Genomic DNA, 16307 nt, shown 5'->3' on the forward strand with positions numbered 1-16307 from the left:
ATAAAAAGTTATAATACAATATAAGCCATTTATCAGTGAACTGCAGATTCGTTGCAAAGGTATGGTTGATATGGTTGAAGCAAACAGCGTTGTCCCCCTGTACAAGCAGATTGTTCGCGCACTTTCTGATTTGATTGCCAACGGCATGTACCGCCCGGGAGACAAACTCCCTACCGAGACAGAACTCATTGAGCAATTTGGCGTAAGCCGAATTACCGTGCGCTCGGCAATCAAAGAAATGGAAGATGCTGGGCTTGTTGAGAGGGCTCGTGGCAAGGGCACGTTTGTTTCGTCGGATACGCAGATGTATGCCGCGGACGACCGCGAGAGCTTTACTCATTCGTGCCAGCTTGCGGGAAAACAGGCGTCTACCAGGGTGCTTGAAATGGGCTGGGATTTTCCAAGCCTGCGAGACGCAAAGTTCCTGGGCGTTGACGACACCCAAAAGGTGTTGCGCAGTCGCCGTCTGCGCCTTGTGGATGACAAACCTACGATGTTGGAAACCAACAGCTATTCTGACACGCTTTCATTCTTAGAGCATGAGTCCCTCGATGATTCGCTGATGGCGGTGCTCGATCGCCATGGGATCAAGATGGGCCCCAACACGCGTACGCTCGAGGTCTGTTATGCGAGCGAGCTCGAGGCGGCATACCTTAACGTAGAGCTGGACTCCTCGCTGCTCTTGTTTGTCGATAGACGTTTTGCTCCAGACGGCAAGCCGCTCTTCGTCTCCCGTCAGGTGTATTGCACCGAGCGACTGAAGTTCTATCTGTAAGCAGATCCAGCGATTTACCGACCGATTGTTACCGTTCGCGGAATTAGAAAAATGACATTCTGCACAGGTGAGATTGCTCATATACTATATGACAATATAGTACGTCTTATTACTATTGGAGAACTATGAATAAGATATTACTAGCGAGTCACGGCTATCTCGCCCAAGGTATGAAAAGCTCTCTCGAGATTCTGATGGGCGCCAACGATCGAATCGAGTGTTTGTGCGCCTACGTTGATGACGATTCAAGAGACGTCGCGGCGTTGATTGATGCGTGGGTGGATGCGAAAGATCCGGCCGACACATGGTTTGTTGTGACCGACATCTTCGGCGGGTCTGTAAACAACGAGTTCATTCAGAGGCAAGTCGCCGGATCGTTTACGTTGATTGCCGGAATGAACCTGCCGTTGCTTGTCGAAATGGTCACGCAGCTGGATTCCCTGGATGCAGACAAGGCCAAAGCTGTGGTTGAGGGATCGCGTTCGTTTATCCAGCTTTGTGAGGCGGCGGACATGCTTGCCGGCGCCGAGGAAGAAGAGTTCTAGTTAGTTCCGGCTTGAGCCCTAGCTAGGGCCACACACCTGTCATTACCTTTATCACGTGCGGAGATGATAACGATGATTAAGCTTACGAGAGTTGATTACCGACTGATTCACGGCCAAGTCGCCATGTCCTGGACTCATGCTTTGGATGTAGATTGCATCCTGCTTGCCAGCGATGCCGTGGCAAAAGACGACATGAGGAAAGCGGCCTTGAGGCTCGCCCGCCCCAACGGCGTGAAGCTCGTCATCAAAGATATCAATGCTGCTATCGAGGCGCTCAACAGCGGCGTTACCGACAAGTATTCGCTGCTCATCATCGTTGAGACCATCGAGGACGTGTATCGTCTCTCCAAGGGCTGCAAGGATATCAAGGAGATTAATCTGGGTGGAACCCGTAAGACTCCCGAAACGACACTTCACCCGACCCCCGCGATCTTTGCGACCGACAAGGATGCCGAACACATCCAAGAGCTCCTGGGCGAGGGCGTAGCCATCGAAATCCGCCAAGTTCCCAATGACGCCAAGGTGTTTGCTAAAGACGTCTTCTAATCATTGACAGTACAGTAATGAGTGTTTATTGAACTAATGCTCCATTCCTAAGCCCGCCGATTATTTGATCGGCGGGCTTTTTATTAAAGAAAAATCAAAAAAATCTGAAATAGTTCTTGCATAGTTAGTTATATAAAGTATTATAACGTCATGGGATGAATGAAGGGTTCATCCAAGTGAGTTAGGAGTAAGGGATGTTCAATTTCGATGAGCCTCGTTACGAGAAGGTTGTGAGCGATGCCCTCGCTCTCCGTCCTCAGATTGAGGCTGCCGTGGACGAGGTCTGCGAGCAGGGCTATTCCAACATCTTCTTCATCGGCTGCGGCGGCACCTGGGCCCACACGCTCCCGATGAAGTACTGGGTCGAGACCACCACGGCCGACGTCGACGTCCACTGCGAGATCGCCGCCGAGTTCCTCGCGTGCCCGCCCAAGGCCTTCACCAAGGACTCGGTCTGCGTCTTCTCCACCCGTACCGGCACCACCCCCGAGATCATCGAGGCTGCCAAGTTCTGCCAGGAGCAGGGCGCCCGCACGCTGATGTACGTCTCCAACGACAATACCCCGGCCACCGAGTACGCCGACTACAAGTTCTTCAGCTTCGCCGAGGACGACGTCCTGTGCGAGGCCATCTACACCTACCAGATCACGCTGGTCGCCCGCTTCCTCAAGAACGCCGGCGCCTTCCCCAAGTACGACACCTTCATGGAGGAGTTCGGCAACATCGCCCCGTACCTCATCAAGGCCAAGGACGCCCAGGACGAGCGCTGCGCCGCCATGGCCGAGGACTTCAAGGACACCGACTACCACATGGTGATCGGCTCCGGCATGCTCTGGGGCGAGGCCTACGACTACGCCATGTGCATCCTCGAGGAGATGCAGTGGATCAAGACCAAGTCCATCCACGCCGCCGAGTTCTTCCACGGCACCATCGAGCTGTGCGAGGAGGGCACGAGCCTCATCATGCTCTACGGCGAGGACGACACCCGCAAGCTCATGGACCGCGTGGACAACTTCACTCACATGCTCGCCGACGAGAAGGGCGTCCATGTCCGCGTGAACAAGTTCGACACCGCCGAGGTCGAGCTGCCGTTCAGCGACCCCGAGTTCCGCAAGATCGTCTCCCCGATGGTCACCTACACCATCACCGAGCGTCTGAGCTGCCATCTCGAGCACGTCCGTAACCACCCGCTCACCACGCGTCGTTACTATCACCAGATGAACTACTAATCCTCTCAAATTGCTGCGGTTGTCTGCAGGCGAGCTGCGCAGAATGCCTCGCCTGCAGACCTGTTTCTGGGGTTGATCGAAATGGTTGTCCAGTATCTTCTAGTTGCACTGGTCGCATTTATTGCGTCCATGGACGAGCAATTATTTGGCATTACGATGCTTGGTCGTCCGCTGTTTACGAGCCTGTTTGTCGGCTTGATCCTTGGCGATGTCCAGCAGGGCGTTATCGTCGGCGCTGCTTTGGAGTCCATGTTCATGGGCGCCATCATGGTCGGCGCGGCGGTTCCTCCCGAGGTCTATGCCTCCGGCGTGCTTGGCTGCGCGTTTGCCGTCATTACGGGTACGGGCACGGCAACTGCAGTCGCGCTCGCCCTTCCCGTCTCCGTCTTCCTTCAGGTGTGGCGCAACTTCTGCTACGCCGTTCCGGGTGCCTTTGCCTGCAAGAAGATTGAGACCGCTCTGGCAAATCGCGATCTTGCCAAGGCGAATCTGTACCATCTGACCATCGTGCCGCTGTCGATTGGCATTCCGTCTGCACTGCTGGTGTTTGGCTCGCTGTTCTTTGGTGCCGACCTTATCAACAATGCGCTCAACGCGATTCCGCAGTTTGTGATGGACGGCCTCAACGTTGCGTCCGGCGTCATGGTCTGCATCGGCTTCGCTCTTCTTATCAGGACCATGGGCGATAACAAGCTCCTTCCCTGGCTGTTCCTGGGCTTCATTATGGTCATCTACCTCAAGATGGACGTGGTCGGCGTCGCCGCAGCTGCCATTTGCGTCGCGCTGCTCCTGGCCTTCCGCGAGGGCTCGTCCGGTCCGCAGACGGTTGCTGCAGATGAAGAGGAGGACTTCTAATGGCTATCCAGAACACCGACCTCAAAGAGGCCAAGAAGGACGCGATTATGACTCCCGATATGTATCGGAGCATGTTCCTTCGCCAGTTTACGAGCCAGTGCTCGCAGTCGTACGACAAGATGATGGCAATGGGCTTCATGTACACCATTCAGAAGCCCCTGCGAAAGATCTATCCCAACGACGACGATTACTATGCGGCGCTCGATCGCCATACCGAGTTCTTTAACATCACGCCTCATGTGCTTCCGTTTGTAGCCGGCCTAACGGTTTCGATGGAAGAGCAGGCGGCTGCCGATAAGAACTTCGACACGTCCTCGATTAACGCCATGAAGGTCGGCCTTATGGGACCGCTTTCCGGCATCGGCGATTCGTTCTACTGGGGTACGTTCCGCGTGGTTGCCGCCGGCATTGGTATTGGCATCGCTTCGACGGGCAACCCGCTCGGCCCCATCGTGTACGCGCTCATCTACTCCGTGATTAACTTTGCAACGCGTATCGTCGCCGCCCATCTGGGTTACGACTTGGGAACCAAGTTTTTGCAGCAGTCCGAAGAGAGCAACCTTATGTCTCGCATGACGCATGCTGCCGGTGTTCTCGGAATGACCGTTATCGGCGCCATGATTGCGGCACAGGTCTCGCTGTCCACGGCTTTGACCTTTGACGTGGGTGGTTCGGAGATTGTCCTGCAGGATCTGTTCGATTCGATCTTCCCCGGTCTGCTGCCCTTGCTGGCAACGTTCGCTTGCGTTGCCCTCTATAAAAAGGGCGTCAAGACCATTTGGATCATCTTGGGCATCTTCGCAATCTGCATCATCGGAACGGGCTTGGGAGTGTTCGCGGCGGCGTAATGTTGACTGCAATGCTCGCGCGTTGGATAACTAACTGACCGTTTGAAAACGGGGCTCGGCGTAAGGCCGGCCCCGTTTTTTATTTGAGGGATTTTCCGACCGTCCAAAAAATCACACTCGTCCATCACTCACGCATCTCTCATCTCTCATTCGTCACTAATACGAGAGATAACAGAAAGACGAGAGATAAATATGAGAGATAACAATGCTGCAAGGTGGCTAGGGGATCGAGTCAAAGTTCCCGTATACATGAGTTTACCTGCGCGAACGTGATTTGCTTGAACCGATAACGGCATTTTTGTCTCTCATCTCTCACTCATCTCTAAGCTGAAAGATAAATGAGAGATGGCTGAGAGACAGACAGACGGTCTGTCGGGGGACATGCATCGCTGCCAGATTGATGCCGCGCACAGAGCGGCTGCGCGTTCACCCGTGCCCCACATCCCGCCATTTCGCGCACTGCCCACCGAAACCTGCGGCAAAGCAGTTACAATAGCCCAATGTGCATCGCGCACGACGATGATATCGGCGCCCGCGACTAGGGGAGAATACATGGCAGAGCAACAGATAACGCCGGGGACTAAGCTTCAGGTGGCATTCGACGTGCCCATGGGCCAAAAAACCGACTTCAACATGCTCGCCACGTACAAAGAGGACCTGGACGAGGCGTACTTTCTTATGAGCGCGCCCATGCTTGCCGGCAAGCCGCTCATCATGGACGAAAACCAAAAGCTGCTGCTGCAGTACAAAGTAGGCGAGGAGACGTTCGTGCTCGCCGGCTATCCCGAGGCAGTCGAGAAAAAGGGCATCCGCACCTATTGGAAAATGCGCAAAGTCGCCGAGCAGCGCAGCTTTGTCAAGCGCCGCGACGAGCGTTTTAAGGTCGCCATGCGCCTGACCTACCAGCGCGACAACGCGCCGACCCCCGAGCCCGAGGACGCCATGACCATCGACGTCTCGGCCGGCGGTCTGGCTATCTACCTCAACGATTACCCCGACGTGGGCGAGGCCCTGGCCGTGCAAATGCCCACGATCCGCCTGCAGGGCGAGCGCCACGAGCTGCCCGAGCAGCTGGGCATCGTGTGCTGGGTGCGCCGCGCGCCCAAGGGCAGCCTGTACCGCAACGTCTGCGGCCTGCAGTTCCGCTACGCCGACGACATGGAGCGCGAGCTCGTCAAAGAATACGTCGGCTACATCCGCGCCAAATATAAGCTCTGATCGCCATGGCACTGTTCAAGCGTAACGACAACAAAGACCAAGCTGCCGAGGATTTGGCCAAGGACGTGGCCGAGGGCATGACTGAGGATTTGACCGAGAGTCAGCCCGAGGACACCCCCAGCACCGACCCCACCTCCCGCAAGCGCTTCGGAAAACCCAACCGCAAGGCCAAGCTCAAGCGCAACCTGCGCGGCGTGGTGCGCATCGAGGAGCTGGAGCAGGCGCTGGCCGACCAGGACCTCGACGACATCGACCCTGACGCGGTCGTGTCCATGTATATGCCCAAGCGCCGCATGGAGCGCATCGGCGCGGCGCTGCTGCGCATGGACAAGCTGCAAAAGGCCCTCGTGGTGCTGGCACTTGCCTTTGGCGTGCTGTTTGCCCTGTCGTTTATGCAGGAAAACATGGGTAACTTCACCATCAACCTCAACCGCCTGGAGCTGTTCCGCCGCGGCGTGGCCATTGCCGACAACGGCGACTTTAACAACGCCACCGCGCGCCTGGCGGCCGACGCCGTGGACAACGGCACCAATATCGCTACCGAGGACCTGCCCGACAACCTAGACGACATCGACGGCAGCCACAACGGCAAGAACTACGTGGCGTACACCTTCTATATCCGCAACGCCGGCAAGACCGATCTGGGCTACAGCGCCAAGCTCAAGGTGGTCAGCGCCAGCAAGGGTGTGGAGAAGGCGGCGCGCGTGCGGGTGTATCGCAACGGCGAGCCCACCACCTACGCGGCTGCCGCGGCCGACGGCAACCCGGAGCCCAACACCGAGCCGTTCGCGTCCAAAGACGTGGTGACGACCATTAGCCACGCGAACTTCCGCGTGGGCGACGTGGACAAGTACACCGTGGTCATTTGGCTGGACGGCGACGACCCGGAGTGCGTGGACAAGATCATCGGCGGCGCGGTGGAGTTCGGCTTCGATTTTGATTCGTCCGAGACCGACGACTCGAGCCTGTTCATTAAGTTTGTGCAGGATATTGCCGACACCCTGACCGGCAACGACCCCATTAGCGCGAGCGGCAACGAGGCGCCCGATTACTACAAGGAGCACAACGTGACGTGGAGTAACCGCCGCAACCAAAAGAACTCGCCCGCAGGGGACGGGGACAAGTAGAACGAACAAGCTCCGGGCTGGGATTGATTTCCTGGCCCGGCGCTTTTGGTGACGGCTTATGCCGAGGTTTTGCCATCGGAGGCGGTGGCGGCTGAGGCGCCGTCCAGCAAGAACAGTCGCAGCGCGAGCTTGATCGCGTAGCCCGGTTTGACCTGCGCCGCGTCTCCCATGCGCTCGCCCAGGTCGCTACAGTAGGCGTAGAGGTCGCGGATGAGGTCCGCGCCCGAGAGGGTGAACATGTAGCCCGCGTCCGAAAGCGCGTTGGGCGCTGTGGGCAGCCCCGCGGCCGCACAAAAGCTTGCGAGGTCGGGACCCATGACGGCCTCATAGTCAATCGCGTGTCCGCCGTCCTGGGCGGCCTGCTCCTGCTCGCGGGTGTACGACAATGCCGCTGCCAGCACAAAGCTGGGCGTGGGCGCGTTGACGTCGTCGGTGGTGGCGACGAGCTTGCCAGCCGCCTGCGTGACCAGCCAGGCGACTTCGCGCTGGCAGCGGACGGCTTTGCGCGTCACCGGCTTGATCGATCCGGCGGAAACGCTTCCCTTGGGTTGAGCGGCAGCAGCCATAGGGACCTCCTAACAAACAGCCTACGCAAGCAGGCAGAAATTACACGTGCTACATCAGTATAGCGGGTGGGGAAGGGCTAGGGCGAAGCTCGGCGGAGGGTGAATGTATACGATGGCGTGGAACTGCGGTCGCAAGGCTTAAGAGGGACTTACAGCTTTGCGGGAGAGAGATCAAATAAGGTAAACGATGTTCACATAGCACCACATATAACCTGAGGTAGACTTATGAATCTGCCGGAATGTAGGCTGCCGAAAACTCATAAGGAAATCGTAAGAATTATGGTATTCTCAACTCCATATCAAAAGGATGGGCAAGCAACATCCAACACGAAAGCGCGGGCTCCCCTTCCGGGCTTCTCGAGGGTCATCTGGGATGAATGGGGAAAGAAAGGGGTCCGTATGGATACCAAGGCATTAAAGAAGCAGATGGGCGCCGCCATCGCCATGGTCCTCGTGGCAGCCGTAGCCCTCGGCTCCGCCACCTTCGCATGGTTTGTGACGAACAACAAGGTCGACGCCACAACGAGCACGATTTCCGCTCAGTCGAACGCCGCGTTCATGTATATCCACAACAAGGATAACAATAACACTGACCTGACTTCCGATGCTGCCGATATCGAGGCTAACACGGAGCTCTATCCCGCGACTTGGGCCAATCACTTTGATAAAAACAAAAAGAATGAGGGCGCGCTTGTTTATCAGTTCGAGACTGCTACTGCTCAGTCTTCTACTGCCTCGACCATCAAGGATGGGACGCGTAGGGCTGTCGGTGCTCCTGACTCGGACGAAGTCCTCAAGAAGTATGCAGTCAAGAACACTTTCAAGGTCGGTTCTAAGGGCACGAAGCTGACCAATCTTGTTGTTGACCCTTTAAACAATGGCATTTCGATTGCTGGTGACGCTACCGGCAACGCTAACCTTGACAACGCGCTCCGTATTCTTGTGAAGTGCGGCGACAATTGGGTCCTGTGCGATAAGAGTAGCGTTCTTGACAGCTCGACGAAGGACAACACCAATCTCCTGAAAGACGAGATTCAGCCCGGAGAAGATCACGAAGTCGAAGTTGACATCTACGTGTTCTATGACGGCGACGACACCGCCATCTTCACCAACAATCTGGGCAAACTCAAGGATGCTTCCAAGAAGATCAAGGTTACCCTTACTGCTACCGCTGATAACAAATAGCGCTGAGATTCATGGGCGGGGGAGAGGCATCCCCCGCCTTTTTCTTTAGAGAGGAGGATTTCCGTTGAGCGTTAAGCAGATGAAAAAACAGCTTGCAATCGCAGCCTTGTCTGTCGTTATGGCAGCAGTTGCGCTTGGTTCTGCAACGTATGCCTGGTTCGTCTCGAATACAAAGGTAGATGGCACCACCAGCACCGTTAGCGCTCAGGCAAACGGCATGGTCCTCCAAATTGCTTCTGGTCCAAATGCCATTCATAACGGCAGCGATCACCAAACGACCGCCGCAAGTCATGGTCATGAAATTAGCCCGTCCTCAACGGACGATGCCCTTAACTGGCATGTTCCAAAATCGTGGAACGGTACAGATGTAAGTGGCTATCAGAGGGCGACGATTTTTGACCAGCGTCATGGTTCCTATACGCTCAAGGGAGATACCGAGACTTATTACGCCTATACGATGGCGGAATATACGCTCTACACGATTAACCAGACTGGCGAGGCTGACGTCTATCTCGACAACAGCAGCTCGAACGGTCCCGTTGTTGTGACTGCGTCGGAGGGCGCTTCGCAAGATTGGTTCGACAAGATCAAAGGCAGCCTTCGCGTGGGCCTGTTGATCGACGATAAACTTAAAGTCGTCTATGCTCCCGTCCTCCCGACTGGTAAGGGAAATGATGTCTCCGCTACCGAGGGCTGGAGCTGCGTGAATTCTGGCAACCTTTCGGTGACAATGGCGCCGTCTTATGCCCATGTGTGCGGTGACAACATGGTTGATCAGAATGGCAAAAACTGGGGAGCAACCGGAAGCGGCGACTCCTACGTAAAGCCGACAGGCGATGCCCAAATGCTCGCCCACGTTGGTTACAACGGGACGAACTTCAAGGTTGTCATTTGGATGGAGGGCACCGACAGCGATTGCCAAAACATGTCTGGCCTTGATGTTGGTGAAGGAAGCCCGACCTTCGATGTCACCGTTAGCTTGGTCGGCATCGTTCCTGATTCCAAGTAGGGCTAAGCCATTAACTAAATTTGCCTGATAGGGGCCGCTTCAATCGAAGCGGCCTCTATTTTGTGCAATGGCTTTGCGCAAAACGGTTGCACGCGAGCCCGCGTAGATCAGCGATAATGTGAGGAACTGTTCTTTCTGGAGGTTCCTTATGGACGCATTGCTTCTAGTGTTCCGCTGATTGCTCAGCCGAGTTATGACCGCGCTTGTAGCTTTGTGCCGTCTGAGTATGTTTTGGCTTGGGAGTGGTTCTTGCGCGAGGAGCAGCGTGGCGGCCTATGGGACAAGCTTCCGCATCGTACCAATGCCGATAGCCCTCAATATTCCTTCCGTCTGACGATTGATTCCGAACTCTTTCCGGTGTCGCGCGATTCGGGCATCTTTTGGCCTGGTCGCGGGCGCGTTAAGCATCCGCGCGAGAAGACCTTTGCCCTTTCGGTGCACAATTCCAAGCGCGGCGCCTACCCCGATGTTCCGCCGCTCTATCTTGAGGACGGCACGTGGGTGCTCAAGTACTCGTCGCAAAGCGCTTCGGTCGAAAACTGGCGCGACCAGGACTACAACCAAAAGATGATCAACTGCATGGAGTGCGGCGTTCCCGTTGGCGTTTTCTTTGCAACAAGTGCTGGCTACAAGGTGCTGGCCTAGCGTTCGTCGAGCGCTACGAACCCGAGAATAGCTGGTTTGTGCTGCACGGCCCCGTCCATAAGGGTGGGCCCGACGCACGTTTCTTCCCCGATATGAGCTACATGAAGGACGCTCCGGTCGCGGCGGAGTATTCTGGCACTCCGGCGAGCGACGATGAAAAGGTCCGTTATGCGTTGCGTCGCGAGCGAATCGGCCAGCAGCGTTTTCGCAATCAGCTTTTTGAGGCTTATACCGGTCGATGTGCCGTCTCGGGCTGCAATGTGGATGAAGCTCTCGAGGCTGCGCATATCGAGAACTACTCGGATCCCAAGTTGCAGACTGTCAGCAACGGTATCCTGCTGCGCCGCGACCTGCACTCGATGTTCGACGCTCATCTGATTTCGTTTGAGCTGGTACGCGGCGACTATCAACTTTGCGGGTCGTATCTTCTGCGGCATACGGACTATGCGGCGTTTGCAGGGTCGGTGTTGCGTGAGCCGGACGAACATCGCTTGCGTCCCAATGCCCGATTCCTCGAAGCCCATCGAGCCGAGTTCGATTTCTCCGAATCGCGGCGTCACGCGGAGGGCGTTGCTCGGTATTAGCTAGGTGTGGCCCGCCGCAGTCCAATCATGTTGATTGATCGGATCGCATCGCGTCGCATCGAGAGCTGCACGATCCTGCCATCCTCTCCTCAACAGGTAAAACCGGAAAGGGGAGGCCATGGGATGGCGAAGCGATATCGCGCGCGGCGCATACGGTAACTTACCGCGCGTTTTGATGGATCGGAGCTTATTTCCGCTCATCGAGGCCAGCTGCAGCCAAATCTGTCTGCCCTGCCCTAGCTGCGGCGCAGACCTTCCATGCCTAGACATCAGCTTCATCGACGCTCGCGACAAACACGCTACCGACCCGCGGATTCGAACAGGTCTTCGTCTTCCGGTCTATCCTCAGCAATGCCCCACCTGCGGATGCGCCATTACCTATGACGATGCGGAGCCATAGCTTCGAAGACTGAATATCTAGTCGGGCAAACCCAGTGATTCGACATTTTCTGCGTCGCACCAACAAGTTAGCTACCTGCGCATACTCGATTTTCGAGGATTTCCACACTCGATTTTCGAGGATTTCCGCACTCGATTTTCGAGCTTTGCCCTATAGGTAGATCCCTTCGCACAAGGTTTTGTGAAACTGGGTGTGGTGGTCGCGTGCCCAGGTGAAGAGCGCCTGGTCAAAGTTGTCCTGACTGGCGGGGATGCCAAAGACGCCGGCGACTTCCACGCGCACGAACTCCAGCGCGGGGAGCTTGTTGATGGCCGTGAGCGCAAACGGCGACGTGGGCTCCTCGAACAGGTAATGGCTGCCTTGCAGCGCGCCGCAGCCGGTGCAGGTGCTGGAAAGCGATGCGGTCTTGGTGGTGCGCGACGTTACAGGCTTGTAGCCGCAGCGCTCGCGCAGGTAGTCGCGGATCTCGGCCGGCACGCAGCCCAGCGCGGGGACGATGGCTATGGCGTTGGCGTGGACGGTGTCGATCGCGATGTGGCCCGCGTCATCCATGGCGGGCACTGCGCCGGGCGCAGCCTTGCTACCCGAGTCCTCGGCCACCCGATACGGAATGCCAAAGGCTGCGACCGTCGTCTGCTCGTGGCACTTCCAGCATTCGCGCTTGCCCAGCACCAGGTAGATGTAGGGCGCGCTGGGGTCGGAGCGATCCACGCCGGGCAGCCATGCGGCAAAGGGCTCGGGGTTGACGCCATCGGGCACGTACCAGATCTTCTTGACCCGGTCCCACTTGGCGCCCAGGGCCTTGGCCTCATCTTTGTGCGAAAAGGGAACATCGAGCTCGGTGCGCATGGCGGCTCCTTTGTGCGGCTTGCGGTGTATGTGCTCCAAGGATACCCCAGCGGCGGGTGCGTGGTCGCTAAACGAGCACTTCGACCGTCCGAGAAGTCGCGGAGCATTTTGGCGAGGGCGCGCCGTCAAGCAAATGGGCAAGCAAATGGTCAGCTTTTGGTCAGTTGAGCGGCAACCTTGCCAAAAGCTTGACGGATTTGCAGCTAGACGTCGACGAATGAACACTTTGGACGCGCCGCGGCAAAAAAACCGCCGGTCGTTTGCCGAAATCGTGACGGGGCCGCCGGCGTCCGCCGACGCGCGTGCTACCTTTGCGCCATGAGCTACTTTATCGTTTCACATAACGCTGCGTTGGCGCTTTTGGCGCACTTGCCGAACCCTCGATTTGTGGATTCGGAACCAGAGGTCGTGTCGATCGCAGGTGCCTGCGCGCTCTTGGACCAAGAGGCGCAGGAGTTTATCGATCGCTATGATCTGGGGATCCAAACGCTGGATTTGCTGGTGCCGTCGCGCGCCGACCGTCGGCGGAGCAAGCATGTTAAGGCGCACCTGTGCACCAACGAGCTCCCGGCGGGTTCGTTTATCTCGCTGGGCCACTGGATGGGCGACCTGGATGCGTATGTGTGCTCTCCCGAGCTGGCGTTTGTGCAAGCCGCACACGATGGCGATGCGGCCGAGGCCATCTATGCCGGCTATGCCATGACATCGGACTATCGGCTGGATAACCTTGCTCCCGGTGGGGTGACAAGCAGGGATGAGGGCATGCGCGACGGCAGGCTCACGACCAAGGAGCTCATTGCGGCGTATATCGAGACATCGCCCAAGGTGAGGGGTCTTGCGAAAGCAAAGGCGCTGCTTGCATATGTGATCGAGGGGTCGCGCTCCCCGAGGGAGTCGGGGCTGTGCATGTTTATGTCACTGCCTGCACGCCACGGCGGGTATGCATTGGGAAAGGCTGTGCTCAACAAGAAAGTCTTCATTCGCGATGGACGCAACGATGGGCGCGAGCGCAAGCTGCGCGTGCTGGAGCGCACGCCCGACATTACGCTTACGGCTAAAGTCGAGGTGGGCAGGGATAAGGTAAAGGCCGGGCTACTGCCCGAGGTGCTGACTGCGATGGTCGATTACGACAGCGATGCCATCCATGACGGCCGCGAGAAGATCCACAAGGATGCCGAGCGCCGCAACGAGCTGGAGCTGCTTGACGGCGTGGCGCACTTTACCGTGACGACCGACCAGGCAAATGATTACGACAAGCTCGTTCGCCTGTGCGAGCGCATCCGGCGCAAGCTGCATCGGAACAAGCGCCCCATCTTTAACAAGCGCATGAGCGAGGAGCAGCGATATTTTGCCCTCAAGCGCGTCGAGATGAAGCGATTTAGGCTCTGGTATGCCGTTATCAAAGCCCATCAGTATTGGTAGGGGCGATTGTAGGGGGTTGATATTTACGGTTATTTTTTCAGGTCTAATACTTTTCCTGGGAAGTGAACGAACCAGAACGGACCCCCGAAACATCGACACTTTTAGGGGCTCGTTTCCTGCGGTTTTACTGGTGCAATCCTGCGGTTTTGGCGTCAAAAAGTGTGGATGCTTCGGGGGTCCAAATAAACTCGTACACTTTGCAGGAATAGTATTAGACCTCAATCCAGAAGGGGGTTATTTATATATGGCAGTGAGCCTCACTCGAGCGTGATCGGGGCAATCGCTGGGGGCGTTTGGGTGCTTTGGGTGCAGCCGGGGCGATCACAAGGGTTCTTTGGGCGACATCGGTCTTGGTTGGGGTGGTTGCCGGCTCCGCTGAAGTGACTTTGGGTACCGCGGCGCTCTCTTGGCTTGGAGCCGTAAAACAAAACAGCTCAGAGGCGAAGCCTCTGAGCTGCGAACATTTGGTGGGCGTTAGAAGATTTGAACTTCTGACCTCTTCCGTGTCAGGGAAGCGCTCTCCCCCTGAGCTAAACGCCCGATCAAGGGTGCGCGAGTGCGCAGGGAATAATATAACGGAGCTCCCACCCGGTGGCAAGAACTATTTTAAAAAACTGGTGAATTGTGGCCCCATCGGAGCCTGCCGCAGCGCGAACAGCACGCGAAAAGTCCCGTTTGTACCCCCGATGAACTGCACATTCGCGTAAAATAAATCCATTATGGGCAAATGGTGCCCAGGCAGTTTACAACGCGGCAAATGGGGGAGGGGCATGTCGGACGCGCAGTCGCTGCGAAAACAGTTCAATCGCATGCTCGCCACGTTGCTGGTTGCCCTTGTTGCTGCCGGAGCTGTAACGTACGCCTGGTACATCTACAACGCCAACCGCCACATCACCGACGTCAAGATGGCCGCCGGCACGGGCGTGACCTTCCTCATCTCCAACGAGTACGACGGCGAATACAAAACCAACGCCGGCCTGAGCTTTTCGGGCCTGCTCGATCCCGTCTCGACCGACAACGTGCTCAACGGCTTCCAAAAGGTTACGGGCTTTACCGGCGGAACCACTCAGGACTCGCTCTTTGCCAGCATGTTTGGCGCCGCCGAGCACTCCGACTACTACAAGACCTCTCTGTACCTGGCCACCAATTCGGCCGCGACCGACGTGTACCTGTCGGGCATCGACTTTACCGAGCAGGATCCGGCAAACCCCATCTCCACCGCCCTGCGGGTGGGCCTGGTTACCTATGCTCCGGGACAGGGCGACACCGTTACGGGCCAGTACATCTTTGAGGTCTCGGGCGAGCACAATCCCCAAGCGCGCTACAACACCCTCGACGGCAAGGATGCCGCCGAGAGCGAGCAAAATCACCTGGTGCTCGACAGCACCCGCTCCGATGGAACAACGGTCCATTTTGACCAGCTGACCAGCGAAAACTTCTGCGACTACAACGAAGACACCGGCATCGTGAGCCTCAAGGAGGCCACGACCAAGATCTGCAGCCTGCCCGCCGCTGCCAAGGGCGCCAACCGTAGCACGCCCGTGCGCGTGGATGTGTACGTATGGCTGGAAGGCTGCGACCCCGACTGCACCAACAATCTGGCCGCTACCAGCCTGCAATCGCTGGCGCTGCGCTTTGCCGGCAAGCGTTCATAAGGGGGCCAGGGATGAGTACATCGAACATCAAAGACATCCTAAGCTCGCGTCGTCGCATGGTTGTCGCGGCCGCGTGGATGCTCGTGCTGGCAGCCGCCCTGAGCGCCGCCACCTACGCCTGGTTTAGTAACTCGCGCTACACCAACGTGACGCCCGTGGCACACACGGTAAGCGACGAGAGCTCCGACCTGCAGATTGGACTTTCGGCCAACGGCCCCTGGGACGCGACGGCAACGCTTGCTGCCGCCGACAAGACGCTCTATCCCATCTCGACGGCCGATCTTTCCCGCTTTTGGCGTGGCACGTTCCAAAACGCCGCGGGCATCACGACCGACTACGCCGACTGCACCGCGCAGCTGGACGACTACGCCCTTTCGGGCACGCTGTACCTCAAAGGTAGCGACAGCGCGCTCAATGTGTACCTGTATCAGGGCCAGATGAGCGTGACGAGCGACCCGCAACTGCTGGCCGCGCTGCGCCTGGGTCTGGTCATTACGACTCAGTCGGGCACGCAGACGCATATCTTTACCTGTGACGACTTGGGCAACACCGCAGGCGCCACCAACAGGCGCACCACGGCGCAGGGCGGCGTGGTCGTAGCGGGCGCCGCCTCGGGCTGGAGCTACACTGCCGACCCGGCCCGCGCCATAAGCGCTTACAGCATGGATGGCACCGGCGACACGCCCACGGCGCGCGCGGGCGCCACGCCCATCTGCACGCTGGCCGCCAACGAGGTGGCAAGCGTTCGCTACGTTGTGTACATGGAAGGCTGCGACGCCAATTGCATAGACGAGGCTCAGGCCCGCGATGTGGTGCTGCAGCTTGCCTTTGCCGCGGACAAGGCATAAG

General features: G+C 57.4%; 17 protein-coding genes and 1 tRNA gene. 15 read left to right on the forward strand and 3 right to left on the reverse strand.

The window, feature by feature from the left end:
• The first annotated feature begins 70 nt into the window (after nucleotides 1-70).
• From AAAV21_RS06665 to AAAV21_RS06700, 8 genes are all read left to right on the forward strand, one after another.
• On the forward strand, nucleotides 71-775 hold the full coding sequence (locus tag AAAV21_RS06665; protein WP_349108293.1) for a GntR family transcriptional regulator: 705 nt from the start codon (nucleotides 71-73) through the stop codon (nucleotides 773-775).
• 125 nt (nucleotides 776-900) lie between these two features.
• Nucleotides 901-1320 carry a hypothetical protein gene (locus tag AAAV21_RS06670; protein WP_349108295.1) on the forward strand — a complete coding sequence of 140 codons (420 nt, stop codon included), beginning with the start codon at nucleotides 901-903 and terminating at the stop codon, nucleotides 1318-1320.
• A 72-nt stretch (nucleotides 1321-1392) separates the two neighbouring features.
• The gene (locus AAAV21_RS06675; protein WP_349108298.1) at nucleotides 1393-1866 is read left to right on the forward strand and encodes a PTS sugar transporter subunit IIB; all 474 of its coding nucleotides are present in this window, start codon (nucleotides 1393-1395) and stop codon (nucleotides 1864-1866) included.
• A gap of 194 nt (nucleotides 1867-2060) precedes the next feature.
• Nucleotides 2061-3095: an SIS domain-containing protein gene (locus tag AAAV21_RS06680; RefSeq protein WP_117797216.1), complete on the forward strand. Its 1035-nt coding sequence runs from the start codon at nucleotides 2061-2063 to the stop codon at nucleotides 3093-3095.
• Nucleotides 3096-3176: 81 nt separating this feature from the next.
• Nucleotides 3177-3950 carry a PTS sugar transporter subunit IIC gene (locus tag AAAV21_RS06685; RefSeq protein WP_117563725.1) on the forward strand — a complete coding sequence of 258 codons (774 nt, stop codon included), beginning with the start codon at nucleotides 3177-3179 and terminating at the stop codon, nucleotides 3948-3950.
• Nucleotides 3950-4798, forward strand: a complete 849-nt coding sequence (locus AAAV21_RS06690) for a PTS system mannose/fructose/sorbose family transporter subunit IID (RefSeq protein WP_192924133.1) — start codon at nucleotides 3950-3952, stop codon at nucleotides 4796-4798. Before AAAV21_RS06685 ends, AAAV21_RS06690 begins: the two co-directional genes overlap by 1 nt.
• Before the next feature lie 552 nt (nucleotides 4799-5350).
• Complete coding sequence (locus tag AAAV21_RS06695; RefSeq protein WP_349108303.1) at nucleotides 5351-6016, forward strand: PilZ domain-containing protein; 666 nt, start codon at nucleotides 5351-5353, stop codon at nucleotides 6014-6016.
• Nucleotides 6017-6021: 5 nt separating this feature from the next.
• The gene (locus tag AAAV21_RS06700) at nucleotides 6022-7143 is read left to right on the forward strand and encodes a hypothetical protein (protein WP_349108305.1); all 1122 of its coding nucleotides are present in this window, start codon (nucleotides 6022-6024) and stop codon (nucleotides 7141-7143) included.
• 56 nt (nucleotides 7144-7199) lie between these two features.
• Here AAAV21_RS06700 and AAAV21_RS06705 read toward each other — a convergent pair whose 3' ends face one another.
• Nucleotides 7200-7709, reverse strand: a complete 510-nt coding sequence (locus AAAV21_RS06705; protein ID WP_349108307.1) for a hypothetical protein — start codon at nucleotides 7707-7709, stop codon at nucleotides 7200-7202.
• 399 nt (nucleotides 7710-8108) lie between these two features.
• On the opposite strand from AAAV21_RS06705, the gene AAAV21_RS06710 reads away from it, so the two are divergent.
• From AAAV21_RS06710 to AAAV21_RS06725, 4 genes are all read left to right on the forward strand, one after another.
• Nucleotides 8109-8894 (forward strand): hypothetical protein, encoded by a 786-nt coding sequence (locus AAAV21_RS06710; protein ID WP_349108309.1) that lies wholly within the window; start codon nucleotides 8109-8111, stop codon nucleotides 8892-8894.
• 64 nt (nucleotides 8895-8958) lie between these two features.
• Nucleotides 8959-9903: a hypothetical protein gene (locus AAAV21_RS06715; protein WP_349108312.1), complete on the forward strand. Its 945-nt coding sequence runs from the start codon at nucleotides 8959-8961 to the stop codon at nucleotides 9901-9903.
• Nucleotides 9904-10152: 249 nt separating this feature from the next.
• Nucleotides 10153-10548, forward strand: a complete 396-nt coding sequence (locus AAAV21_RS06720) for a hypothetical protein (protein ID WP_349108315.1) — start codon at nucleotides 10153-10155, stop codon at nucleotides 10546-10548.
• Nucleotides 10549-10649: 101 nt separating this feature from the next.
• Entirely contained in the window at nucleotides 10650-11132 is a 483-nt protein-coding gene (locus AAAV21_RS06725) for an HNH endonuclease (protein WP_349108317.1), read from the forward strand.
• A 550-nt stretch (nucleotides 11133-11682) separates the two neighbouring features.
• On the opposite strand, the gene AAAV21_RS06730 is transcribed toward AAAV21_RS06725, so the two are convergent.
• Complete coding sequence (locus AAAV21_RS06730; protein ID WP_349108319.1) at nucleotides 11683-12381, reverse strand: DUF5710 domain-containing protein; 699 nt, start codon at nucleotides 12379-12381, stop codon at nucleotides 11683-11685.
• Nucleotides 12382-12789: 408 nt separating this feature from the next.
• On the opposite strand from AAAV21_RS06730, the gene AAAV21_RS06735 reads away from it, so the two are divergent.
• Nucleotides 12790-13803 carry a hypothetical protein gene (locus tag AAAV21_RS06735; RefSeq protein ID WP_349108322.1) on the forward strand — a complete coding sequence of 338 codons (1014 nt, stop codon included), beginning with the start codon at nucleotides 12790-12792 and terminating at the stop codon, nucleotides 13801-13803.
• A gap of 465 nt (nucleotides 13804-14268) precedes the next feature.
• Here the strand turns inward: AAAV21_RS06735 and AAAV21_RS06740 are convergent.
• Nucleotides 14269-14343: transfer RNA gene (locus tag AAAV21_RS06740), tRNA-Val, on the reverse strand.
• 230 nt (nucleotides 14344-14573) lie between these two features.
• On the opposite strand from AAAV21_RS06740, the gene AAAV21_RS06745 reads away from it, so the two are divergent.
• Together AAAV21_RS06745 and AAAV21_RS06750 are read left to right on the forward strand one after the other, a co-directional pair.
• Nucleotides 14574-15458 carry a hypothetical protein gene (locus tag AAAV21_RS06745; protein ID WP_349108325.1) on the forward strand — a complete coding sequence of 295 codons (885 nt, stop codon included), beginning with the start codon at nucleotides 14574-14576 and terminating at the stop codon, nucleotides 15456-15458.
• Nucleotides 15459-15469: 11 nt separating this feature from the next.
• Nucleotides 15470-16306, forward strand: a complete 837-nt coding sequence (locus AAAV21_RS06750) for a hypothetical protein (RefSeq protein ID WP_349108328.1) — start codon at nucleotides 15470-15472, stop codon at nucleotides 16304-16306.
• Nucleotide 16307: the final 1 nt, after the last annotated feature.

Origin of the sequence: Collinsella sp. CLA-AA-H302, from assembly GCF_040093305.1 — a bacterium.
In the GTDB taxonomy this organism is placed as follows: Bacteria; Actinomycetota; Coriobacteriia; order Coriobacteriales; family Coriobacteriaceae; genus Collinsella.